This window comes from Paraburkholderia sp. JPY419, from assembly GCF_050435705.1.
Taxonomy (GTDB): Bacteria; Pseudomonadota; Gammaproteobacteria; order Burkholderiales; family Burkholderiaceae; genus Paraburkholderia; species Paraburkholderia youngii.
In genome coordinates this window covers 288,079-311,663 of the sequence record NZ_JBNDKV010000003.1, presented here as the reverse complement: position 1 = coordinate 311,663, position 23,585 = coordinate 288,079, and the positions used below count along the sequence as shown (strand labels likewise).

Sequence of the window (23,585 nt, the reverse complement as noted above, 5' to 3'; positions counted from 1 at the left end):
CAACAGCTTCTATCTTTGGACTGGATACTTAGTCCGTCCTGAACAATTCGTTTTGCCGAGCACCGTAGTTACGGGGATTGAAGCCGAGCAAGTCGGTGGTTGAACAAGGCGGTCAGAATGAAGGCGCAAAGAAGCCGCAGCTTCCTGAGGATCATCCGTAGATTGTGTCCTGCGCCGCACATCACCGCGTGCATCGCGTCGCCGAGCGCACCCTTGAGCCAGTTGCGATCGAGTTTTCCGTCTGTCTTCATGTGACCGATTGCTGGCTCGATTGCGCTGCGCCGTCTGATCATCGCGCGTAGTCCGCGTGTAATGCCCCGCCGCAAGCCCGGGTGGTAGATCTTCACACCATCGACGGCGACACCCTTGTAGCCACGGTCGACGATGGCGACCTCCGGCGTGGCGTCGCACAGGATTGCCGCCTGCTCCAGCGCTTCAGCCAGGGTGTGCCCGTCGTACGGATTGCCTGGCATCGAGCGCATGCCAACCACCAGTCCTTCCTTGTGGGTCGTCGCGATCGAAACTTTCACCCCGAACTCGTACGGCTTGCGCGCCTTGCCCTTGGCCAGGCACTCGACTTCCGGTGCATGCAGCGCATAAAGCTTGTTCTTGTCCTTCGGCTTCTGCGCCAGAATGCGTCTCGTGCGGGCGATCAGTTCCGTTAATTCAGCGCAGCCTAGGTCGGCCACCTGGTTGACCTGCCGCTCCACATCGCGCATCACCCGTCCAACGCGCGAGCGCAGCGTGCGCAGCGCTTTCCTCATGCGTTTGTACTGTTTCGCGTGAGCGTAGCGGCCAATCTGCAGCGCCAGATGCGGCGCCTCGCGGTTGTAGTTCTGCCTCAGTTTCAGACCGTGCCGTGCCGCGGCTTTCACCAGATGTTCGCGACACCGTTCGAGCAGGCGCGAATCGGTTGGGTGGGCGATCGCCTTCTCCATGACGGTCGTATCAACAATCACGCGCTTGACGCTCGAAGCCTTGATCACGCCAGCGCGTTTTGCTGCTTCGATCGTTTCGGCCAGCAACTCTTCAACGCCGGCTTCGCCCATTCGCTTGCGCCAACGCGTCAGGCTCGATGGGTCGATCGGAGGTTCGGTCTGCAAGTAGGTCTCGCCGGTGAACACCTGCCAGTACGGGTTCTCTACCCATTGCCAGACGACCTCTTCGTCGGACAGGTCGAACGCGTGCTGCAAATACAGCAACCCGGCGATCAGCCTCGGCGATGTCGCCGGTCGTCCCTTGCGCGATACAAAGCTTTCGCTCATTGATGCTCCCAGTTGATCAGGTCGGCCAAACGTATCAACGGATGCTTCAGGTTGATCTGTTCGCGCAGCGGCTGGCGGAAAAAATCTCCCTCCGTCACAGGCGTCTTCGGACCCATTCGCACCTCGTCGAAAAATGCAGGATTCTCACGTTAATGTGCCAGGATCCTGCAAATCTCACAACACCAATTCGGCCTCAAAGCTCTGCCACGCAAGGCTCTCCGAATTGATCAGGCTCGACTAAATAGAGGGGGTCATATGAAAAAGCATATCGCCATCATTGTTTGCCTAGCCGTGATCGCAATGTTTTCTAGCTCGATGGTTTTTGCTGACGAAATGTCAGACGCCAGAGCCGCTGCGCTGAAAATACTTGGCAAGCTCGAACAAAAACAAAATAAAGAGGTATGGAATGCAAACGTATCTGATTGGTTTAAGGAAAAAATGACCGAGGAGGCATTTCTCGCGAATATGACGTTGATTCAGGCGCAATTGGGTGGCATCGGCAGCAACAGGAAATTGATTCAAGAGAATCAGGCGGATGGCGACCCGCGTAGTGGATATCAGGGCACCGTCTATTCATTTATGTTTTCCACTACATTTCCCGTCGCCAAGGTATATAAAATGATTATACTGATTCGTGAGGGAGGTAATTATAAAATTTCTGGGATCAACTATTTGCCAAACCCAAACCCAAACTAAAAGAGTGGTTTAGTTGAAATTCCATCGAACAATTGCAACGCTCATGGTCCCCATCGACTGACTATGATGTGCCTTTACGTCAAGTAAGGATGAGTTCTTTCATTCTGTAGACGCCGCGGCCCATGACAAAAGATCAATTTGAAGCCGCTCTCAACGTGTGAGACATAGACCTCGGTGTAGCCGTACCGGTATCGGGGGAATGCCGGCGCGGACGACGACCGGAGCACTCTGTTAGCAGCCTTTGAGACCCGACCGTGCAGCTGGCGGCACCGGGGTCGTCTGCTGCCATCTGGCGAATGCGCCACACCGGGTCGACCTGAGGCAAGACCGGCGCCGCTGCGAGCACGTCGTATGGTGTGCGAGATGCGATTAGACGGTTCTGTTGCAATAAGGCAGTCGGCTATGATGTTCGTAACAAGACGAACGACTGAAAGCTGGATGAAGACGCTGAATCCGACCGTGGCCCGCGTGCTCAAACGCCTGCATTACCCGCTTGATGTGATCCTGACTTGCGTGCGCTGGTATGTGGCCTATCCGCTCAGTCTGCGAAACCTGGAAGAAATGATGGCGGAGCGAGGCATCTCAGTGGATCATTCAACCGTGCATCGTTGGGCCCTCAAGCTGCTGCCGGTGCTGGAAAAGACGTTTCGTAGCCGCAAACGCCCCGTCGGCAAGAGTTGGCGCGTCGATGAGACCTACATTAAGGTCAATGGCCAATGGAAATACCTGTATCGCGCCGTCGACAAGGCTGGCAACACCATCGACTTCCTGCTGCGGGCCCATCGAGATAAGACTGCGGCGCGGCGATATTTCGAAAAATCGATCGCCCTCAATGGCGAACCCGAGACGGTGACTATCGACAAAAGCGGCGCGAATCTGGCCGCACTTGACGCCATCAACGCCGAGCGCGAAACCCCGATCAGGATCCGGCAGAACAAATACCTGAACAACCTCGTGGAACAGGACCTTCACGACTGTTGAGCATGACATGAATCTGCGGGTGTACTGGCCCAGCGCCTGCCCGCGTTGCCATCTCAAGGACCGATGTTCTCCCAGCGACTATCGCTGCATTCGACGCTGGGAGCATGAACAGTTACTGGAAGCCATGCAGCGGCGTCTCGACCGGAAGCCAGATGCGATGACGATCCGGCGCAGCACCGTTGAGCACGTATTCGGTACGCTCAAGCACTGGATGGGGGCCACGCACTTCCTGACCCGAACGCTCGGGCGCGTGAGCACGGATGAGCCTTCAGGTATTGGCTTACAACCTTAAGCGCGTCATGAATATACTTGGGGTTGCGAGGACGATGAAGGCGATGCGGGTGGCTGGAAGCTGAGGCCCCGCGGGGCCTTCTTGCCGCTGGCGACGTTAGTACTATCGCCAGACCTACCAAACCACGATTGGCCTGATCGGCAATTCGCCTCGGCCGTCCAAAAAGCAGTTTCCACACAGGCTCGGCCGCATCGAGCCGGCGCTACTCGAGAATTGCGCGCCGCAAAGGGCTGCCCGGCATACATAGTGTCCACACAAAGGCAAACCAACACGGTACCCCGAACACGGCAATCAATCTCGCAAAACCAGCAGCCGGGTGCGACGATCGTCCTCAAGAACTTGTATCTGGGACGCCGTAGCCCTGACATTTACGTCGTCGAACTACTGAATGCCGTGAGCCCCCATCTGATTATTCGAACAGCGCAGAGCGCAGATGCCGACATTCTTCAGTCACTGTACCGTCAGTTGGGTGGTTTAAAACTGAAAATGATTTTAGATGAGCCGTGGTGTCCCAGCACTGTATTGCCGTTCTACAGCGCGCGATTGTTGACGATCCGCACGCCACCCCCGACTGACTTATGGACGGGCGCTGCCCAATCCACCTCGAACATCTAATGTGGAAGACGGCCCTATCCACACTGCTTCGCCACTCCCGCCCTCAATCTATCGCAAGCGCACCCGAACACCCAGCAAGCGTTGCCCGGCCGATCTTCGTCTCGCGCTTCAAAAAGTGCCGCTCGCGACGCAATCCGTACAGTTCGTCGCATGCTCCTGGAAGACGGTCGATGTGCTGCACAAACTGCAGGCATCCAGTCCGCGCATCCTGCCGGGAGAGCTAGCATGCCTGCCATTATCGCCGCGCATATCGCCACTGCCATCTTTTCTGTCATACTCGGAACCGCGGTTCTCCTGGCGACCCTGGATAGCCTGATCGTGTCCGATCCGCCGCGCGCACGCGAACTGCTCGGGAGCCTCAACCACTTTTTGCGGGCAACGCTTGAAGCGTCGCGGGCCGAAAGCGAGACGCTCGCGGATCAGTTTGCGGTGCTGGATTCGATACTTGCCGTGCACGCAATGCGCCTCGGCCCGAGACTCGCCTATTCGCTCGATCTCCCTGCCGATTGCGCGAACCTCGCGGTGCCGCCGATGCTGCTTCAGCCGCTCGTCGAAAACGCACTGAAGCATGGTGTTCAGGTTACGGTGACAGGTGGGCGGATCGACGTGAGAGCGAAGCGCGGCGAACAGCATGTCGAGCTCATTGTCGCCGACACTGGGCCAGGCTTCGGTGCGACGCCGGCGACGCAGGGCACGGGCATCGGACTGGCGAACGTGCGGGACCGCCTCGCAGCACTCTATGGCGAGCGCGCTTCACTGACGCTCGTCGAGAACGTGCCGCAAGGTACCATCGCTAAAATCCTGCTTCCGGTGGACAATGCCCGTCATCCGCAAGGGGGTGTGAGGCCATGAAGATCCGCCAGACCGGCCCTGCGGCACAGAACGATAGCGGCAAGACCATTTCGCCGGAGGTGTCTCGCGCGCCGACCGCGCTGATCGCCGAGGACGAACCGCTCATCGCAGCCGCGCTTCAGCGGGAGCTGACGGCGGCCTGGCCGGAGTTGCACCTTCTCGCGACGGTCGGTAACGGCCAGGACGCCATCGAGCGCATCGTCGCCTTGCAGCCGGACGTCGCGTTCCTCGACATTTCAATGCCGGGCTCGACCGGTCTCGACGTTGCCCGCGCGTGCACGAAGCTGGCGGCTCCGCCGCAGATCGTGTTCGTGACCGCCTACAACCAATACGCGTTGGACGCGTTCGATGCCGCCGCGGTCGACTATCTTTTGAAGCCGGTCGATTCCACGCGGCTCGCGCGCACGATCGACAGGTTGCGCGTTCGGCTTTCGCGCGCGCCAACAGATGCGATGCCCGGCGCCCAGATGCAAGCTCATTTGCAACGACTGCTCTGCCAGCTGGAGCAGATCACGCGCAGCACCGCGCCGGAGAATCGCGCGCAGGCCAGCGACCAGAGGCCGCCGCTTCGCTATCTGCGCGCATCCAGCGGCAGCGACATCAGGATAGTGCCGGTGGAAGATGTGCTGTACTTCGAGGCGGCCGACAAGTATGTCGTCGTCGCGACGCGAACGGGCGAACTGCTGATCCGGATGAGCCTGAAGGAGTTAGTTGCGCAACTGGACCCGGCTCGCTTCTGGCAGGTGCACCGAAGCACCGTGGTGAACGTCGATAAGGTAGAGAGTGCATCGGTCAGCGCGCCAGGGAAAACGTCAATCAAGCTGCGCGGCCACGATGGCGCGATCGCCGTCAGCAAACAATACGCACACATGTTCCGGCAGATGTAAACCGGCAAAACGGAGCGATGGCTTCGTCGCGACTAGTACAACATCCCCTAAATAGCTTGATTAAATAATTGTCTTGGCTATCATTTCGGGATGAGCCAAGGTCGTCATGCAACGCCAGTGAAGTTGGCGAAGAAAGAACGAGAAGAACTCCTGTCGCTGATCGAGCGGAAGACCGCGACTCAGCGAGATGTGATGCGGGCACGCATCGCGCTGTGGGCGCACGAAGGACACTCGAATACGGTGATTGCTCGAGAGCTGCGCGTATCGACGCAGACGGTCTGCACGTGGCGCAAGCGCATCGCACAGAACGGTGCGCAGGGCCTGCGCGAGGGTGAGCGTAGCGGCCGTCCGCCACGCATCACGCAAGAAACGCGACTGCAGTTGATTGCGTTGGCATGTGAAGCACACGAACCCGAGGGACGGGCTACGCCGACACTGGACGAGATAGTGGCGCGCGCGATCGAGCGTGGCATTGTCGAACAGATCAGCCGCAGCCATGTGCAGCGCATTCTGCAGGCTGGCGACGTTCGACCGCACCGGGTCCAGCAATGGCTACACAGTCCCGACTCGGCCTTTCGCGAGAAGGTCAATGTGATTTGCAAGCTGTACCGCAAGGCGCCCAAAAACGCGGTGGTGCTCAGCATCGACGAGAAGACGGGCATTCAAGCCATCGAGCGCAAGCACCCGGGGCGCGCGCCGGCACCGGGACGGCTGCGTCGTCGGGAGTTTGAATATATCCGGCACGGCACTCAGGCGCTGATTGCCGCGCTTGATGTGCATACCGGTCAGGTGCTGGCACTGCCGCGAGCGGCGCACCCAGGACGACCTGGTCGCCTTCATGGAGCGCGTGGCGGCTGCGCACCCGGGCAAACAGGTGCACGTGATTTGGGACAACCTCAATACGCATCGCGCCCAGGCCGTCTGGCAAGCGTTCAACGAGCGGCATGATCAGCGGTTTCACTTCCACTTCACCCCGCTGCACGCGAGCATAATCAGGCAGCGCGGCCCTTCAAATGGACTTTCCGGGGCTAAACATTACGCGACCGAACTCCAGCGTCAACTGCGCAGCTTGCTCGGCCTTGAGCAGATCGCACACCAGCCTATGGGCGGCACCTGCTGATCAAACGTCTCGATGATGAGGAACCGACTGTTGTGGCGCGCCTTACCGAGCTCGCCCGCAATCGTTATAGTGCCGCCTTTCGGAGCCACACCGGCCGATGGGAACCTCTGCCGGGCACAGGCTCACTCGACGAGATGGTCGAGGTCGTCGTCACGCTCCTACAGCCTTATTTGCAGCCCGATAATTATTAAAGCTATTTACGGGATGTTGTACTAGTGCGAAAGGTCGCTTCTCAATTGCGGCCCGCGTCCTTCTATGACCGTTCTGTTGCGTTGAGCCGTCATCTGGATGGCGCGAACAGCGCCACGTGAGTGGCTTTTTATGGGCCGGCTGGCGCCAGATGCCGTGTGCCGAAGGCGACCCCTTTGCGGACATGGGGCACACAAAGGAGAATTCTCGGTGATATCTGTTACGAGGCGCACGCTATGACTAACTTCCAGCCTGACGGCTGGCATACCGTCACACCCCGAATCATCGTACGGGATCCCGAAAACCTAGTAGCGTTCCTTAAGCAGGTCTTTCAGGCACGGGGTGAATTTCGAGCCGGATTACCTGCCGAGATCAGAATTGGTGACTCCGTGCTGATGGTCAGCGGTGGGGATGGCCTGCGTGACCCAGCCACGGCATTTCTCTACGTCTATGTCGAGGACGCTGATTCAACCTACAGGCGCGCGATCGCGGCGAATGCGGTCGCAATTGAGGAACCAACCGACATGCCGTACGGCGACCGGCGAGCCATGGTGATAGATGAATGGGGTAATACCTGGCAAATTGCCACACATAAACATGATCTGTCCGTCGCCGAGATCCGCTCAAGGTTGGGGCAATGACAGCTAGCGGACACTGCTCCCATGTCCCGTCTCAGGACGCCGAGCGTATGCGTGTGACGACCGGACGGTCAGCTTGTGGCCGGCACCTGACTCATGGGATTCGGGCGCCGAGCCCACACCCACCCCGCCAGCAGTCGGTTGCACACGACCCCTGAATTGCCCTCCAATTCTCTTGAAAGCGGACGCCCACGCTTCGCGCCCCACATCGTGTTGCGGATCAGCGCAGATCGCCGTCGCAGCCAGATCACGATGTGTTCGGTCAATGCTGCAGCGCCAAGTTGCGGGCGCGACGGCGTTGTCACGTTAAGGTATACGAGACGCAAGAGCGCACAGGAGGTAGATTTGCTCAGAAATTGGACGGATCTTGGGTGAGCCCAGTGAAGCGATGCCACCCGGCAAAGCGTGCGGCGAGCTGTTTGCGATAGAGTGAGGCACGCAGTAAATGTCGCTTGAGCGCGAAGTGCTGGCGAATCGGACCGAAGCTCGATAAGAACGCTTGTGTGCGACCAGGATCGCGGAAACCACGCATCCGGCGTTCGCGCTCACGCGTAGGCTGATGGCTGTTTTCGGCACGGTTGTTCACCCGGGCCGCAGCCTTGACGAAGACGTGTTTGATGTTTGCCAGTTCGGGAATGTCGGCCTTTGCGGCCGGATAGCTGCGCAATTGATCGGTGACAATCCTTCGTGGCGCGTCGGCACAGGCGGCCAGCACGCGGTTGAAGAAGCGCTTTGCTGCGGTCTTATCGCGACGTTTCTGCAGCAGGATGTCGAGTTCGGCGCCGTGCTGGTCGACTGCCCGCCAGAGCAGATAAGGCTCACCGCGCAACGTAACGAAGACTTCGTCAAGATGCCATGTGCGGCCAGGTTTGCGGCGAGCAGCTTTGACGCGATGTGCGAAGCCCGCGCCGAATTTGTCGCACCAGCGGCGGATCGTCTCGTAACTGACAACGACACCGCGCTCGAACAGCAGTTCTTCAATATCACGCAGGCCAAGATGGAACCGGAAATACCACCGAACCGCGAGACGAATGATTGTCGCCGGGAACCGGTGGCCGTGATAAAGCGATTTTCTTTTCTTCATCGTGACATCTTACGTGACTACCTCGCCAACGTGACAGCGCCCCCCCGTTTCGCTCAAATCCGACAATCGCAACAATTCTGTTTCCTTTCCAACAATTCTTAAGCCCTACATCGAAGCGCGTCCTCACACGCCGTCTCCCGGATTCCGCGCTTTGCTCGCGCTAGACTCGACTTGATCGTCACCCGCTTCGTTGAGACGTTCTGTTAGCGAGTCTAAGAACCATGTGGATCAAACTGTGATGCGCTGCTATCTGCTGCAATGGCCGCCGTCGCGGTTCGCGGCCAGAGCGCCTTTGCGAACTGCTGGGCAAGTTTGGCATAAGGCTTGCGAGCTGGCAGCGAGCATCAAAGCGGACAGATTAATTCCAACCCGCTCACCGCAGACCTGGCGGGCGCGGTTACAGCGGAGAATGCGGTCGCTGACGTATCGTGAGAAGCAGGTTGTTCAAATGTACTTCTTGCAAAGCCACGCCGGAGTCATTTCATCAATGCAATGTCAACCCGCCACTTTCTTGGTCAGGGATGTTTGTCCAAAGCACTAGTGACGATAAAAAGGGGTGCACCACTGTGTCGATAAATGCTGAAAGCAGTTCGATGTTCAGAAATTCCACCTCGCCGATCACGCGACAAACGCCTCCCTCGATTTCCAAATTGTTCGCGACATTAACCAAAGGACTCCAGATGAAAATTAACTACCGGCTTGCCCTTCCCCTTCCGTCGCCGCGCCGCCTTGCGTGCGCGGTACCGCTCGTGTTCTCCGCCGCTGCGGCGCATGCGACGACGGACTGGGTCGACACCCACACGAAGGCCTTTCTGACCGGCCCGCAACTGATGGCGCGCAACGCGGTGCCATCGCTCGAACTCGCCGACGGCGAGATCACGGACATCGTCGTCAGCCTGAATCTGCGCAACGCGGCGCAACTCGAGCAGCTCGGGCACGACGTGAACCAGCCCGGCAATGCGCATTACCGCCAGTACCTCACGCCCGAACAGTTTCTCGTCAGCTACGCGCCGACCGAAGCACAGGTGAAGTCGGTCGTCGACTATCTGCGCAAGAGCGGCTTCGTGAACGTCGAGGTCGCGCCGAACCGGATGCTGGTGTCCGCGCGCGGCACGGCCGGCACGGTGAGGACTGCGTTCAACACGTCACTCGTGCACTACCAGGACGCCAGCCGCTCGGGCTTCATGAACGCGTCGAAAGCACAGGTGCCGCGTGCGCTCGGCGACGCCGTCGGCTCGGTGCTCGGGCTGCAGAACATCGCGCGCGCACAGCCGATGCTGCGCGTTGGCAACGTCGAGAAGCCGCAGGTGCTCTCGGCCGGCACGGCCACCGGGCACTATCCGAAGGAATTCCCGGGCCTCTACAACGCGACCGGCGTGCCGACCGCAGCCAGCGTGACCCTCGGCATCATCACGATAGGCGGCGTATCGCAGACGCTGAAGGACCTGGAGCAGTTCACGTCGAGCAACGGTTACGGCACGGTCACTACCCAGACCGTGAAGACCAATGGCACCGGGACGACCGGCAGCTACAGCGACAACCTGTTCGGCCAGATCGAATGGGATCTCGACAGCCAGTCGATCGTCGGCTCGGCGGGCGGCCAGGTCGGCAAGCTCATCTTCTACATGGCGGACCTGCACGCCGCCGGCAATACCGGGCTCACTCAGGCGTTCAACCGCGCGGTGTGGGACAACACCGCGAAGGTGATCAACGTGTCGCTCGGCTGGTGCGAGACCGACGCGGACAAGGACGGCACGATCGACGCCGAAGAGCAGATCTTCACGGTGGCCGCCGCGCAGGGCCAGACGTTCTCGGTGTCCTCGGGCGACGAAGGCGTATACGAGTGCAATAACCGCGGCTTTCCGGACGGCACGAACTACACGGTCCCGTGGCCGGCCGCATCGCCGCACGTGCTCGCGATTGGCGGTACGACGCTGTACACCACGTCGACGGGTGCATTCTCGAACGAGACCGTGTGGAACGAAGGCCTCGACCCCGCAGGTAGGCTGTGGGCGACGGGCGGCGGTGTCAGCACGATCCTGCCGGCGCCGGTGTGGCAGTCAGGCAGCAATCGACGGCTACCGGACGTGTCGTTCGACGCCGCACTAAGCACGGGCGCGTACATCTACAACGACGGCCAGTTGCAGCAGGTGGGCGGCACGAGCCTCTCCGCACCGATCTTCACCGGTTTCTGGGCGCGCCTGCTGGCGGCGAACGGCACGAGCCTCGGCTTCCCGGCCGGCGACTTGTACCGCGCGATTCCGTCGAACCCGTCGCTCGTGCGCTATGACGTCGTATCGGGGAACAACGGCTATCAGGGGCTCGGCTACAACGCCGGTACCGGCTGGGATTACCCAACCGGTTTTGGGAGCCTGAGCATCGCAAATCTCAACGAGCTAATCCCATCGGGTCGCTTCTGAGCGAGGCGTGACGGCCGTGCGGTTCTGGGACCCGCGGCGACTTGCGTACGTACGGCGGGGCGTGGTTGCATAAATCGAGTGTGAGGACGAAGTGACTCACGCTGTTCTCGTCCCAGGCGCGACGCGTGGCAGTTCAAGCTGGACAAGCTCTACGGTTTGCACCGGCATGAGCGCCGGGCCGTCACCGAGCGGATTGTCGCGAGCCTTGCCCGGCGAATAGGTATGCATCGAAAACGCCGACGCGAGGTTACGGGTCGACTTCGGCATTGATAGCGGCTTTGTCTTGCAACTCGGCACCTGGCTCATATAGGTGTACGGTGCCGATGCCGTTGCCTTCACGAACTTGAAGCCGCAATCGTTCAGCGCCCGGCTCGGCTCGTCACATACGCACCGTTGCTGATAGCTGCTTTCGCCGTGTCACCATACACGACGAGCGCACCGTGATAGTCGCCGGACGCGAGATCGCGCCCGGTGATCAGCGAGAGCGCATCCGTCAGTTCTCTGATCTGATGCGTGGCCTTGTCTTCGACGGACTCGAGGTTGTTGATCTTTGCCTGAATCGCGCCCATCGCCCCGGCGGGGCGGGGAATGTCGGCCTTCGCGGCCGGATAGCTGCGCAATTGATTGGTGACAATCCTTCGTGGCGCGTCGGCACAGGCGGCCAGCACGCGGTTGAAGAAGCGCTTTGCTGCGGCCTTATCGCGACGTTTCTGCAGCAGGATGTCGAGTTCGGCGCCGTGCTGGTCGACTGCCCGCCAAAGCAGATAAGGCTCACCGCGCAACGTAACGAAGACTTCGTCAAGATGCCATGTGCGGCCAGGTTTGCGGCGAGCAGCTTTGACGCGATGTGCGAAGTCCGCGCCGAATTTGTCGCACCAGCGGCGGATCGTCTCGTAACTGACAACGACACCGCGCTCGACCAGCAGTTCTTCAATATCACGCAGGCCAAGATGGAACCGGAAATACCACCGAACCGCGAGACGAATGATTGTCGCCGGGAAGACGCGTCGTGAACGCGGAGATGCGCGCCCACAGCACGGCGTGACGGGGTCGAATCCGCTCCAGCCCGCATTTGACGGCATCGTATATGCGTGTTGATTGCACGCGATGCGTAGCTGAGTGTGGAGAACGAATGCTTATGAAGATTGTGTTGATTGGCTACGGGACCATTGCATCTGCACTTATGCCGAACTTGCTCAGCGAGTTCGGGGGCGAAATTGAAAGCCTTAAGGTAATAGATCCATATGGTGCCAAGAGGCTCAGCGCAGATTTCGATTGCCCTGTAACTTGGGTGGCGGCAAGCGTCACTAAGGAAAATCTTGAAGATTTGCTGAGCGACTTGAATTCCGACTCCTTTGTAATCAACCTGTCCGTCGATGTGTCAAGTGTCGACCTAGTTTCATTTTGCCAGCAGAAAGAAACAAAATATATTGATACATGCATTGAACCATGGGCCGGCCATTATGTAAATGCAGATACAGAGCCTGCAGAACGTACCAACTACGCCCTCAGGGAAGCGATGCTTACATTGAAGGCTAAATGTCAAGATGGCCCTACGGCTATCGTAGCGCACGGCGCAAATCCGGGTTTGGTGTCTCATTTCGTAAAGCGGGCACTTCTGAATATTCGGGATGATATTTACGGACTAAGCCAGCCAATCCCGCAAACTCGTCAGCAGTGGGCGAAGCTGTCTGCTGATCTGGGGGTGAAAATAATCCATATTGCGGAGCATGATACCCAGATTGCAAAACTGCCTAAGCGGCCTGGCGAGTTTGTAAATACCTGGTCAATTGATGGGTTTATTGGTGAAGGCTGCCAGCCTGCTGAGTTAGGCTGGGGGACTCATGAACTTTGCTTACCGCCAGAGGGGCAGCGGCATACTACAGGCTGCAATAGCGCGATCTATTTGAACCGCCCAGGCGCCTCAGTCAGATTGAAAACCTGGACCCCTGCTTTTGGCCCATGCTTAGGCTTTTTGATCAGTCATAATGAAGCTGTTTCTCTGTCGGATTATCTAACGTACTTCGAAGGTGAGCGGACCGCTTATCGGCCTACGGTAAATTACGCTTACCATCCTTGCAATGACGCTATACTTTCTATTCACGAGCTTAGTGGTTGTTCTTGGAATTCACAGACACAAAAGAGAATTTTGCAAGGACGGGATATCGCCTCGGGAGGGGATTATCTTGGCGTGCTTCTGATGGGGCATGAGAAAAATGCATATTGGTTTGGATCTTACCTAGACAACTCGGTTGCTCAAAAGCTCAACCCTGAAAGTTCTGCTACCTCTTTGCAAGTCGTGGCCGGGGTTATAGCAGGCATGAAATGGGCAATTGCCAATCCACGTTGCGGAATCATTGAAGCGGAAGAGATGGACTTTATCTTCGTGCTAGATAATGCAAATCCCTACTTAGGCGAAATGCTGAGGGAGTACACCGACTGGAGTCCGGCGGAAGCGGATAAAGGGCTATTTTCTAATGCCTCGTCCGATAAGTGGCAGTTTGAAAACTTCATGGAATAATTGCAGGGAGCGCAATCGTGAGCTATTTAAAATCCTCAATCGGTTTGAAAAGTTATGACTGGTCTTCAGTTGATTTACTTAAATCTTTGACTCCCGAAAGCATCAGCGGATCTAGGGATATCATAAAATCACGGCAAGAATACTTTTGGCATGACATGGGCTCTGAGTTTGATTCTAAGCACTTCTTGATATACCTCATGAATCGAAGTGATTTACAGCTGAGCGATGATTTTTTAGAGTTCGTATGCCTCTGGCATTTGGATGAACAAAACCACTATAGAGGTCTTCGAAAGATCAATAGTGTGTTGTATGGTTTCCGAGAAGACGATATCGATAAGGAAATCAAATCCAGACGGCCGGAATTTGAAGCCGTTTCATCCTTCATGGTTGATGAATTCACTATATTGGCGTCAATTGCATTCGATGAAATTACTAGCACTCGGGCTTATAAGCAGGACTTCAAGCTTTTTGATAATCTCGGGCCTGATTGTCTGTCTGTATGGATTCGCAATGCTACTAAAGATGAAGCGGCGCACTACGGCAACGCTATGAAGCTTTTGAAGAAAAACCACTCATCTCGGTTTGACGAGCTTCCAGCAATCCTTGACAAAATAGTCGGTTTCGAAACTTCTGATGGTTTCAGATATAACAATACATTTATTTTTGATCATGATACCGATGACTTCTCGAATGAGTTATTGAACGATAGCAAAAATACGATTCTTGAGGCTTTCGGGAGAGTGAAATGACATGGTTATATTTTGCCCTTCTGGCACCGCTGTTTTGGAGTCTCTCAAATATTGCTGACAAGTTCGCAATCGATAATATTGCTTCCAATTGGATTTCTTTCATTTTCTTGCTGAGCATCGGGAATATTTTTTTTGCGGCGGCCATTTATGCCTATTTCCGGCCTGCGAATCTAGACTTATATATGGTGGCGATAAATATATGCTCTGGTCTCGCAATATTTTTGCAATACTTTGCATATAGCTACTCCTTGGAGAATATGGATGTATCGGTTGTGATTCCGATTCACCAATCTGAACCAATATTTGTATTGGCGGCATCAGTGTTGATTTTCCATACCATTCCGACATCTTGGCAAATGACTGGCTTCGCCTTGATCGTCGTTGGTATTCTAATACCATGCATGTCCAGGCAGACGATTAGAGGATTGGGGTATCCCAGGCACGTAGTCCTGTTGCTAATTTCTGCTTTTTTTGGAGCTGTCTCAACTGTAATTTCAGATGATATATTGCAAGTCAAGAGCTTGGACTCGGTGCTGATTTTCAACTTTGCTGGCTATGCCCTTGGTGGGATGTTGCTTTTATTGGTTCCGAAATGGAGAAAGCTCATCTTTGATGATCTAAAAGTTTTGAATTGTAAGCAATTCGGAATTTTCGGGACGACGAACATCTTTGATGTTGGGGGCTATGTATTCTTCATGGCCGCTCTGGCTGCGGGAGGCGGTGCAGCTTTGGTTTCGGTAGTCGTCAGTATCCACCCGCTCTTCGTGTTGGCTTTGGGGTTCCTGGCAAAGAAGCTGTTTCCAAAATATTTCGCCGAGGATATTGCTCCGGGAGGCGTAGTTAGAAAATTTTTCTCAATCATCGTGATCGTGGCAGGAGTAGCAGTGATATCACTCCGGGACATGTGAGAAAGACTCGAAAAAACATCATCTGTTAAGGCACTGTCACGTTGGCGAGGTAGTCACGTAAGATGTCACGATGAAGAAAAGAAAATGGTTCTGTTGCAATAAGGCAGTCGGCTATGATGTTCGTAACAAGACGAACGACTGAAAGCTGGATGAAGACGCTGAATCCGACCGTGGCCCGCGTGCTCAAACGCCTGCATTACCCGCTTGATGTGATCCTGACTTGCGTGCGCTGGTATGTGGCCTATCCGCTCAGTCTGCGAAACCTGGAAGAAATGATGGCGGAGCGAGGCATCTCAGTGGATCATTCAACCGTGCATCGTTGGGCCCTCAAGCTGCTGCCGGTGCTGGAAAAGACGTTTCGTAGCCGCAAACGCCCCGTCGGCAAGAGTTGGCGCGTCGATGAGACCTACATTAAGGTCAATGGCCAATGGAAATACCTGTATCGCGCCGTCGACAAGGCTGGCAACACCATCGACTTCCTGCTGCGGGCCCATCGAGATAAGACTGCGGCGCGGCGATATTTCGAAAAATCGATCGCCCTCAATGGCGAACCCGAGACGGTGACTATCGACAAAAGCGGCGCGAATCTGGCCGCACTTGACGCCATCAACGCCGAGCGCGAAACCCCGATCAGGATCCGGCAGAACAAATACCTGAACAACCTCGTGGAACAGGACCATCGGGCGATCAAACGGATCATCAGACCAATGATGGGCTTCAAGAATTTTCGGTGTGCGCGCATCATTCTCTCTGGTATTGAGGTGATGCATATGATTCGCAAGGGGCAGATGAAAAACGACGGCGATGACCGAACGGCAGCCGCTCAGTTCTACTCGCTGGCGACATCAGCAATCCTATCTATATGGGAACAGGCTCGGTCTGCCATCCTTATCGCGACAGAACCCGTTTTTAATATATCTCGATCCATCTTCAGGCGCGCTACCTCCGCACGCAGCCGCGCCAGTTCCATCTGTTCGGGGCTCACGGGCTTCGTGCCTGCTCCCGCGAGCTTGCCTTCCCGGTCAGCCTTCGCCCAGTTGTACAGTGTCTGTTCAACCACGCCCAGTGTCGCCGCCACTGCTGCCATGCTCTGCCCGGCTTTCACCAGCCGCACAGCTTCCAGCTTGAACTCGAGCGTGTACTGTGCCCGCTTTGCCTTGCTTTTCATCGTTCTTCTCCTTGCTAGAGTCTACCTGTTCAGCAAGCGATTCGTTTTTCGGGGGCAAGCTCAGGAGATCATGAGCGCAGACGGTTTTGTCGCAATAACGCGGTCAAGTAAAATCCGCCGACGACAACGCATGACAAGCATGATGACAAAGACGAAGACGCCATGCAAGACGCTGCCCGCTGGCATTGGCAAGGTACTGAAGCGGCTGCACTACCCGCTGGACGTGATCCTGCTGTGCGTCCGGTGGTACGTGGCGTACTCACTGAGTCTACGAAACCTCGAAGAAATGATGGCCGAGCGGGGTATCGAGGTGGACCATTCGAGCGTGCACCGGTGGGTTATCAAGCTGCTGCGGTGTTTGAAAAAGCATTCCGCAAACGCAAACGGCCTGTCGGCAAGAGCTGGCGCGTCGATGAGACCTATGTCAAGGTCAAAGGCCATTGGAAATACTTGTACCGTGCCGTGGACAAGGCGGGCAACACGGTGGATTTCCTGCTGCGCGCCCATCGGGACAAGGCCGCGGCGCGCCGCTACTTCGAGAAGGCGATTGAACAGAACGGCGAGCCCGAGACAATCACCGTGGACAGGAGCGGCGCCAATCTGGCTGCGCTTGAAGCGCTCAATGCCGAGCGCTTAACGCCGATCAAGGTCCGGCAAAACAAATACCTAAACAACGTCGTCGAGCAGGATCACCGTGCCATCAAACGCATCATCAAACCGATGATGGGGTTCAAGGATTTCCGCTGTGCGCGCATCATCCTGTCTGGCATAGAGATCGCACACATGATCCGCAAGGGGCAGATGTGTGACGATGGCGTCGCCTCGACTGCAGCCGAACAATTCTATTCTCTCGTGATGTAAGCAATCCTCTTCATCTCAGGCGCCTGATCGTCGCATCGTCCTTAACGCGACACAACCCTAATTGGTCCGTCCTGAACAATTCGTTTTGCCGAGCACCGTAGTTACGGGGATTGAAGCCGAGCAAGTCGGTGGTTGAACAAGGCGGTCAGAATGAAGGCGCAAAGAAGCCGCAGCTTCCTGAGGATCATCCGTAGATTGTGTCCTGCGCCGCACATCACCGCGTGCATCGCGTCGCCGAGCGCACCCTTGAGCCAGTTGCGATCGAGTTTTCCGTCTGTCTTCATGTGACCGATTGCTGGCTCGATTGCGCTGCGCCGTCTGATCATCGCGCGTAGTCCGCGTGTAATGCCCCGCCGCAAGCCCGGGTGGTAGATCTTCACACCATCGACGGCGACACCCTTGTAGCCACGGTCGACGATGGCGACCTCCGGCGTGGCGTCGCACAGGATTGCCGCCTGCTCCAGCGCTTCAGCCAGGGTGTGCCCGTCGTACGGATTGCCTGGCATCGAGCGCATGCCAACCACCAGTCCTTCCTTGTGGGTCGTCGCGATCGAAACTTTCACCCCGAACTCGTACGGCTTGCGCGCCTTGCCCTTGGCCAGGCACTCGACTTCCGGTGCATGCAGCGCATAAAGCTTGTTCTTGTCCTTCGGCTTCTGCGCCAGAATGCGTCTCGTGCGGGCGATCAGTTCCGTTAATTCAGCGCAGCCTAGGTCGGCCACCTGGTTGACCTGCCGCTCCACATCGCGCATCACCCGTCCAACGCGCGAGCGCAGCGTGCGCAGCGCTTTCCTCATGCGTTTGTACTGTTTCGCGTGAGCGTAGCGGCCAATCTGCAGCGCCAGATGCGGCGCCTCGCGGTTGTAGTTCTGCCTCAGTTTCAGACCGTGCCGTGCCGCGGCTTTCACCAGATGTTCGCGACACCGTTCGAGCAGGCGCGAATCGGTTGGGTGGGCGATCGCCTTCTCCATGACGGTCGTATCAACAATCACGCGCTTGACGCTCGAAGCCTTGATCACGCCAGCGCGTTTTGCTGCTTCGATCGTTTCGGCCAGCAACTCTTCAACGCCGGCTTCGCCCATTCGCTTGCGCCAACGCGTCAGGCTCGATGGGTCGATCGGAGGTTCGGTCTGCAAGTAGGTCTCGCCGGTGAACACCTGCCAGTACGGGTTCTCTACCCATTGCCAGACGACCTCTTCGTCGGACAGGTCGAACGCGTGCTGCAAATACAGCAACCCGGCGATCAGCCTCGGCGATGTCGCCGGTCGTCCCTTGCGCGATACAAAGCTTTCGCTCATTGATGCGCCCAGTCGCTCCCAGTTGATCAGGTCGGCCAAACGTATCAACGGATGCTTCAGGTTGATCTGTTCGCGCAGCGGCTGGCGGAAAAAATCTCCCTCCGTCACAGGCGTCTTCGGACCCATTCGCACCTCGTCGAAAAATGCAGGATTCTCACGTTAATGTGCCAGGATCCTGCAAATCTCACAACACCAATTCGGCCTCAAAGCTCTGCCACGCAAGGCTCTCCGAATTGATCAGGCTCGACTAGTTACGGCAATCTTACTGCATTGATCCCGGGTAATACGCACGTGCCCAATGCGGTGGCAGGCTGGGGGCTCCCAGATCTACAGAAGGCAATGAACGGCCCCAGCCAGTTGCTGGGTCGGTTCCATGTTAATTTGCCTTCTGGCATGTCGGATGTATGGTCGAACGACATTTCGGACATTGCACTCGCCGCGCGTCAGAAAGAAGACGCGGCAGAGCATCAATCGTGGCTCGATACGCTGAAAACGAAGGGCTGGACGCAGGGACTGCCCTCGAATGCGAGCGACAGCGACAAGACAGCGTACGAGATCGGCACCGCGCGCGAGTCTGCTTACCAGACACGTGCCTATGAAGGTAGCCTGACAAAGTCAGGCAGTGGTCTGCTGACCCTGTCGGGGAACAATACCTATCGCGGGTTAACAACAGTTGACGGCGGGGAATTGCGGATCGACGGCTCGATCGCCTCCGGCGCGATGGTCAATGCAGCTGGACGGCTCACAGTGAACGGCCGGACGGCTGATGTTGCGGTGAACGGTGGCGGCGCAACGATCGCCGGCACAAGCGCACAGTTGTCGATCGACCAAGGCGGAACCGTAGCCGTAACGAATACAGGGAGGACGGGTGACGTGTTGCTGGCACGCGGCTTTGCGTCGCTCGACGGAGCAAGCGGCAACGTCGCGGTCGGTAACGGAGGGGGCGTTAGCGGCAACGGCGCACTGCAATCTCTGAACGTGAATGAAGGAGGAACGGTCGCCCCTGGACATTCGATCGGCCTGTTGAAAGTAACGAATGACGCGAATTTCGCAACAGGATCAACCTATGCGGTCCAACTTTCGCCGAGCGGAGCAAGCGACCGGATCGACGCAGGTGGTAAAGCGCGTATCGCGAATGGCACGCTCAGCCTTGCGCTTGAACATTCACCCCCACCCCTTAGTCTCGAACAGTCACGCTCGATTCTGGGTAAGCGTTTCGACATTTTGAACGCCGCAGGAGGCGTCGAAGGTCAGTTTGCGACGCCTGGTGGCTACCTGTTCGTGTTGCCGTCGCTCGCATATGGTCCGACGAGCGTCAGTCTCACCGTGAATCGAAGCGCGACGCCGTTCGCGAGCGTCGCGGGTACGGATAACGAACGCAGTGTCGCTCGCGCGATGGAGACACTTTACCCGGGCAGCGCAGTGTACAACAGTGTGCTGTTCGCAACCTCCGCACAGGTGCCACAGGCAACATTTGGACAACTGACGGGTGAAAGTTATCCTGCCGCCTACGCGACGCTCATCAATGAAAGCCGTCAGGTACGCGACGCGGTGTTCGGGCGGCTCGGGGCTACGCGTGATACCGCCTCGACACAGTCAGGCGCTTGGGCGCGCCTGTTGGGCTCGTGGGGGGGCGCACGGGGTGATGGCGTTAATGGATACACCAGTTCGACAGGTGGCTTCCTCGCGGGTGCAGATGCAATGGTGCACGATGGTGTTCGCGTGGGTGGCCTCGCCGGCTACAGCCATAGCGGCGTCAATCTGCGTGACCAGCCGTCGTCTGCATCATTCGACAGCTTTCATCTCGGTGCATATGCGGCCTGGCAGCCCAGCGCGCTCGGGCTGCGCGCGGGCGTAGAGCACGCGTGGCACCGCGGTGGCATGGATCGCTATGTGCAGTATGGCGCGACGTCTGAGCACGAAAGCGGCACGCTGAACGCAGAAACGACCCAGGTGTTCGCCGAGACCGCTTATCGTCTAAACCTTAGCGGAGCAGCCGACGTGGAGCCGTTCGGGCAGCTCGCCTATGTTCATTTGAACAATCATGGAATGGCCGAGACAGGCGGTGCGGCCACGCTGCGCGCTCAGGAAGGCAACAACGATGTGTCGTTTACAACGCTCGGCATGCGCGGCACAACGCAGTTCACTGCTGACATCGATGATGCAGCTTACGCTGCAAGGGAGCCTCGGCTGGCAGCACGCGCTGACGAGCGGCCGTCCGGTTGCGACGCTTGCATTCGCTTCTGGCAGCGACGGCTTCTCGGTCGCGAGCGTGCCGGTTGCGAAAGATGCGGCAGTGCTAAGCGTGGATGCCCGGATCGATATCGGCAAGAATGGACGCCTCAGCATCGGATATTCGGGTTCGCTGGCTAGCCGGCAATCCGATCATACGGTGCAAGGCAATTTAAACTGGAAGTTCTGAAAAAGCGAACCTCATTGTCACCGAAATGGTTGCAACTAATGTGAGCCCGTATCGATGGAACGCAAGCCAGAGACCGATGATTGCAAGCTCGGTCGCAAGCAATGTGAGCCCACGGCTCGCCGTCAGTCGCAACCAATTCGAGCCGAAAAAGCCGATGATTGCGAGCCAGACTGGTTTCGATTGCAAGCCGCTACAACTACTCGTCCGATCTTGGCGCGCTTTTCGGTGCCATCGACGGACAGAAGTTCGCTGCCGCCACTCCGACCGCAAAGGCGAGGCACTCGCGCAAATATTTCGGTCGCGAACGGGGAGTCGTCGCCTTTACCTCCCTCACCAATCACGTTGCCACACTCACCAACCTCATCGGTGCGCACGAGCACGAAAGCCATTACGTCTTCGACCTCTGTTATCACAACAAGACCGATATCGCGCCGACGATTATCACCGGAGACATGCACAGCATCAACAAGATGAATTTCGCGGCCATGTACTGGTTCGAGATGGACTTTGCGCCGCGCTTCACCAACCTGCAAGCACAGCTAAAACATCTGTTTTGCGGCGACGACATCGAGCAGTACGACAATTTCCTGATCAAACCCGCTGGACAGATCGACTTGCTCGCCATCTGCGACGATCCGTGTGTCTTCGAACAGATCATCGCGTCACTCAGCGTGAAGGAAATGAGCCAGCAGGCACTGGTTCGCAAGCTTTGCGCATTGTCTCCACGTCACCGCACGCGCCGTGCCGTCTTCGAGTTCGATAAACTCGTGCGCAGCATCTACACGCTGCGCTACATGCGCGACCCGCAACTGCAGCGCAACGTCCATCGTTCGCAGAACCGGATCGAAGCGTATCACGCGCTGCGCGGCTTCATCGCCGAGGTCAGTGGCAGAAAGCACCTGATCGGCAAGACCGATCACGACATTGCGATCAATAACGAGTGCGGCCGGCTGCTGGCCAATGTCGTGACCGCCTTCAACTCGGTACTGCTTCGTCGGGATCTGTCGCAATAAGGCAGTCTGGTATGCTGACGGGCCTTAATGGGTGACTTGATCGATGACCGAGAAGCTGAGTCCGGGTGTGGGAAAAGTACTCAAACGCTTGCATTACCCGCTGGACGTGATGTTGCTGTGCGTTCGGTGGTACGTGGCCTATCCGCTGAGCCTGCGTCATCTCGAACAGATGATGGCCGAGCGCGGGATTGCGGTCGATCATTCGACCGTTCATCGTTGGGCACTCAAACTGTTGCCGGTCCTGGGGAAGGCGTTTCGACGGCGCAAACGGACGGTCGGCAAGAGCTGGAGGATGGACGAGACCTACATTCGAATCAGGGGTGAGTGGCGGTATCTCTATCGGGCTGTCGACAACGCAGGCAACACCGTTGATTTTCTGCTGCGAGCCCGACGGGACAAGGCTGCAGCCCGGGCCTATTTCGAAAAGGCAATCGACCAGAATGGCGAACCCGAGACCGTGACGATCGACAGGAGCGGATCGAATCTGGCTGCCTTGCAAGCGATCAACGCCCCGCGGGATGTGCCGATCAAGGTCCGCCAGAAAAAGTATCTGAATAACATCTTCGAACAGGATCATCGGGCGATCAAGCGCCGGACCCGACCGATGCTTGGATTCAAGAAATTTCGTTGTGCCCGCATCCTGTTGGGCGGCATCGAAGTTATGCACATGATCGTCAAGGGGCAGATGGACGATGGTGGTGTCGATCAGAATCCCGCACAGCAATTCTATTCACTGGCTGGATAAGTAGTCCGTATCGTATCGGGTCTTTACTAAACTCTCATTCTTACCGCGACAGAACCTATAGCGGCGCACCCAACGCAGAATCGTCGTGTGAGCCAGCGACAACCCTTGCTCAGCCATCATCTCGACGAGATCGCGCAGGCTGAGTTTGTAGCGCAGATACCAGCGCACACAAAGAATGATCACCTCACGGTCAAAATGACGGCCAGCGAATAGCCCGTCCAGACTCTTCAGCGCTTGTTCATCGCGGCTTCTCAAATCGGTCAGGGCGACACTCTAACCGATCCTTGAGCGCTATTTGCACCACAACCAACCGAGGAGTGTTCACTGCAAATGAACCATCCCCGAATCCTCTTTCCGTCGACCAATTTGATCCGCAGGTTCACTCTCTCGATGGCGTGAAAGCTCTCTTCACGGGTCACACGGCCAACGGATTGGAGCGCATCCTGATCGATCTGTTTTGAGAGCAGGCGCCTTATCGCCTTCATGAAATCTCCTATGTGCATAATCGCACTCGGCTTTCTATCAAAGAAACTTTCAAAACGTATCAAAACAATTTGATTCCACAAAGTTGCGTTTTTTGCCTAAGATCGCGTCATATTTAAGGCGCGCACGCTCTTTCGCTGGTCTGTCGTGGCCACAGGTCAGATCCATCTTCGATGTTTGACCTAGGACACGGCGATGCCAACCTTTATGCGATCCGGAGCGGGATGGCACTGTAAGGGCGACGACGTTTGCGTTCTATTAACAAATGACATTCCCTCACTCAGACAGTAATCGAGGTGCTCGTGTCATCTCCCCTAGGCATAATCCATCACCCTTGCCGAACGGCGGCAGCCAGTCTGGGCAACTCAATCGGTGGGA

14 protein-coding genes and 9 pseudogenes are annotated in these 23,585 nt (G+C 57.0%); 16 read left to right on the top strand and 7 right to left on the bottom strand.

Annotated elements, in window-relative coordinates; genetic code table 11:
• Positions 1-68: 68 nt before the first annotated feature.
• Positions 69-1,381 (bottom strand): annotated as a pseudogene (locus QFZ91_RS24920) (IS5 family transposase).
• A 139-nt stretch (positions 1,382-1,520) separates the two neighbouring features.
• Here QFZ91_RS24920 and QFZ91_RS24915 point away from each other — a divergent pair.
• The 7 genes and pseudogenes from QFZ91_RS24915 (at position 1,521) to QFZ91_RS24885 (ending at position 7,538) form a co-directional block, all read left to right on the top strand.
• Complete coding sequence (locus QFZ91_RS24915; RefSeq protein ID WP_429568798.1) at positions 1,521-1,961, top strand: DUF4019 domain-containing protein; 441 nt, start codon at positions 1,521-1,523, stop codon at positions 1,959-1,961.
• A 438-nt stretch (positions 1,962-2,399) separates the two neighbouring features.
• Positions 2,400-2,927, top strand: a pseudogene (locus tag QFZ91_RS24910) (IS6 family transposase); the annotation flags it as partial.
• Between the two features lies 1 nt (position 2,928).
• Positions 2,929-3,298 (top strand): annotated as a pseudogene (locus QFZ91_RS24905) (transposase); the annotation flags it as partial.
• Between the two features lie 776 nt (positions 3,299-4,074).
• On the top strand, positions 4,075-4,701 hold the full coding sequence (locus QFZ91_RS24900) for a sensor histidine kinase (protein ID WP_429568797.1): 627 nt from the start codon (positions 4,075-4,077) through the stop codon (positions 4,699-4,701).
• Entirely contained in the window at positions 4,698-5,588 is an 891-nt protein-coding gene (locus QFZ91_RS24895; RefSeq protein WP_429524575.1) for a LytR/AlgR family response regulator transcription factor, read from the top strand. The genes QFZ91_RS24900 and QFZ91_RS24895 overlap by 4 nt, the downstream gene beginning before the upstream one ends.
• A gap of 90 nt (positions 5,589-5,678) precedes the next feature.
• Positions 5,679-6,708: pseudogene (locus QFZ91_RS24890) on the top strand (IS630 family transposase).
• Between the two features lie 425 nt (positions 6,709-7,133).
• Positions 7,134-7,538 (top strand): VOC family protein, encoded by a 405-nt coding sequence (locus QFZ91_RS24885; RefSeq protein WP_176112363.1) that lies wholly within the window; start codon positions 7,134-7,136, stop codon positions 7,536-7,538.
• A gap of 346 nt (positions 7,539-7,884) precedes the next feature.
• Here QFZ91_RS24885 and QFZ91_RS24880 read toward each other — a convergent pair whose 3' ends face one another.
• Positions 7,885-8,619, bottom strand: a complete 735-nt coding sequence (locus QFZ91_RS24880) for an IS6 family transposase (RefSeq protein ID WP_429524576.1) — start codon at positions 8,617-8,619, stop codon at positions 7,885-7,887.
• A 680-nt stretch (positions 8,620-9,299) separates the two neighbouring features.
• Here QFZ91_RS24880 and QFZ91_RS24875 point away from each other — a divergent pair.
• Positions 9,300-11,039, top strand: coding sequence for a S53 family peptidase (locus QFZ91_RS24875; protein WP_429568796.1), 1,740 nt, complete (start codon positions 9,300-9,302; stop codon positions 11,037-11,039).
• 96 nt (positions 11,040-11,135) lie between these two features.
• Here QFZ91_RS24875 and QFZ91_RS24870 read toward each other — a convergent pair whose 3' ends face one another.
• Positions 11,136-11,306 (bottom strand): hypothetical protein, encoded by a 171-nt coding sequence (locus QFZ91_RS24870; protein ID WP_429568795.1) that lies wholly within the window; start codon positions 11,304-11,306, stop codon positions 11,136-11,138.
• 272 nt (positions 11,307-11,578) lie between these two features.
• A pseudogene (locus tag QFZ91_RS24865) lies at positions 11,579-12,028 on the bottom strand (IS6 family transposase); the annotation flags it as partial.
• A gap of 143 nt (positions 12,029-12,171) precedes the next feature.
• Between QFZ91_RS24865 and QFZ91_RS24860 the strand changes: the two are divergent.
• The 4 genes and pseudogenes from QFZ91_RS24860 to QFZ91_RS24845 all read left to right on the top strand — a co-directional run.
• Positions 12,172-13,560, top strand: a complete 1,389-nt coding sequence (locus QFZ91_RS24860; RefSeq protein WP_429568794.1) for a saccharopine dehydrogenase C-terminal domain-containing protein — start codon at positions 12,172-12,174, stop codon at positions 13,558-13,560.
• Between the two features lie 17 nt (positions 13,561-13,577).
• Positions 13,578-14,309 (top strand): hypothetical protein, encoded by a 732-nt coding sequence (locus tag QFZ91_RS24855; protein WP_429568793.1) that lies wholly within the window; start codon positions 13,578-13,580, stop codon positions 14,307-14,309.
• Positions 14,306-15,217, top strand: a complete 912-nt coding sequence (locus tag QFZ91_RS24850) for an EamA family transporter (RefSeq protein ID WP_429568792.1) — start codon at positions 14,306-14,308, stop codon at positions 15,215-15,217. Before QFZ91_RS24855 ends, QFZ91_RS24850 begins: the two co-directional genes overlap by 4 nt.
• 149 nt (positions 15,218-15,366) lie before the next feature.
• Positions 15,367-16,059: pseudogene (locus tag QFZ91_RS24845) on the top strand (IS6 family transposase); the annotation flags it as partial.
• A gap of 65 nt (positions 16,060-16,124) precedes the next feature.
• On the opposite strand, the pseudogene QFZ91_RS24840 reads toward QFZ91_RS24845, so the two are convergent.
• Positions 16,125-16,385 (bottom strand): annotated as a pseudogene (locus tag QFZ91_RS24840) (transposase); the annotation flags it as partial.
• A gap of 139 nt (positions 16,386-16,524) precedes the next feature.
• Here QFZ91_RS24840 and QFZ91_RS24835 point away from each other — a divergent pair.
• Positions 16,525-17,246 (top strand): IS6 family transposase gene (locus QFZ91_RS24835; RefSeq protein WP_429569133.1). Its coding sequence is split into 2 segments (ribosomal slippage): positions 16,525-16,738 and positions 16,738-17,246, totalling 723 coding nucleotides; the frame shifts between segments, so codons are not numbered across the junction.
• A 101-nt stretch (positions 17,247-17,347) separates the two neighbouring features.
• On the opposite strand, the gene QFZ91_RS24830 is transcribed toward QFZ91_RS24835, so the two are convergent.
• A complete protein-coding gene (locus tag QFZ91_RS24830) occupies positions 17,348-18,670 on the bottom strand; it encodes an IS5 family transposase (protein ID WP_429522490.1) in 1,323 nt (440 codons plus the stop codon).
• 150 nt (positions 18,671-18,820) lie between these two features.
• Between QFZ91_RS24830 and QFZ91_RS24825 the strand changes: the two are divergent.
• The 3 genes and pseudogenes from QFZ91_RS24825 to QFZ91_RS24815 form a co-directional block, all read left to right on the top strand.
• Positions 18,821-20,966 (top strand): annotated as a pseudogene (locus QFZ91_RS24825) (autotransporter domain-containing protein); the annotation flags it as partial.
• A gap of 158 nt (positions 20,967-21,124) precedes the next feature.
• On the top strand, positions 21,125-21,979 hold the full coding sequence (locus QFZ91_RS24820; RefSeq protein ID WP_429568791.1) for a Tn3 family transposase: 855 nt from the start codon (positions 21,125-21,127) through the stop codon (positions 21,977-21,979).
• Between the two features lie 43 nt (positions 21,980-22,022).
• Positions 22,023-22,724 (top strand): IS6 family transposase, encoded by a 702-nt coding sequence (locus tag QFZ91_RS24815; RefSeq protein WP_429568790.1) that lies wholly within the window; start codon positions 22,023-22,025, stop codon positions 22,722-22,724.
• A 57-nt stretch (positions 22,725-22,781) separates the two neighbouring features.
• Here QFZ91_RS24815 and QFZ91_RS24810 read toward each other — a convergent pair.
• A pseudogene (locus QFZ91_RS24810) lies at positions 22,782-22,946 on the bottom strand (IS6 family transposase); the annotation flags it as partial.
• Between the last annotated feature and the right edge of the window lie 639 nt (positions 22,947-23,585).

What these genes read in the sequence shown, in the direction of transcription:
- QFZ91_RS24915 (WP_429568798.1), top strand. Translation starts at nt 1,521, where the DNA reads ATGAAAAAGCATATCGCCATCATTGTTTGCCTAGCCGTGATCGCAATG.
- QFZ91_RS24900 (WP_429568797.1), top strand. Translation starts at nt 4,075, where the DNA reads ATGCCTGCCATTATCGCCGCGCATATCGCCACTGCCATCTTTTCTGTC.
- QFZ91_RS24895 (WP_429524575.1), top strand. Translation starts at nt 4,698, where the DNA reads ATGAAGATCCGCCAGACCGGCCCTGCGGCACAGAACGATAGCGGCAAG.
- QFZ91_RS24885 (WP_176112363.1), top strand. Translation starts at nt 7,134, where the DNA reads ATGACTAACTTCCAGCCTGACGGCTGGCATACCGTCACACCCCGAATC.
- QFZ91_RS24880 (WP_429524576.1), bottom strand. Translation starts at nt 8,619, where the DNA reads ATGAAGAAAAGAAAATCGCTTTATCACGGCCACCGGTTCCCGGCGACA.
- QFZ91_RS24875 (WP_429568796.1), top strand. Translation starts at nt 9,300, where the DNA reads ATGAAAATTAACTACCGGCTTGCCCTTCCCCTTCCGTCGCCGCGCCGC.
- QFZ91_RS24870 (WP_429568795.1), bottom strand. Translation starts at nt 11,306, where the DNA reads ATGCCGAAGTCGACCCGTAACCTCGCGTCGGCGTTTTCGATGCATACC.
- QFZ91_RS24860 (WP_429568794.1), top strand. Translation starts at nt 12,172, where the DNA reads ATGCTTATGAAGATTGTGTTGATTGGCTACGGGACCATTGCATCTGCA.
- QFZ91_RS24850 (WP_429568792.1), top strand. Translation starts at nt 14,306, where the DNA reads ATGACATGGTTATATTTTGCCCTTCTGGCACCGCTGTTTTGGAGTCTC.
- QFZ91_RS24830 (WP_429522490.1), bottom strand. Translation starts at nt 18,670, where the DNA reads ATGGGTCCGAAGACGCCTGTGACGGAGGGAGATTTTTTCCGCCAGCCG.
- QFZ91_RS24815 (WP_429568790.1), top strand. Translation starts at nt 22,023, where the DNA reads ATGACCGAGAAGCTGAGTCCGGGTGTGGGAAAAGTACTCAAACGCTTG.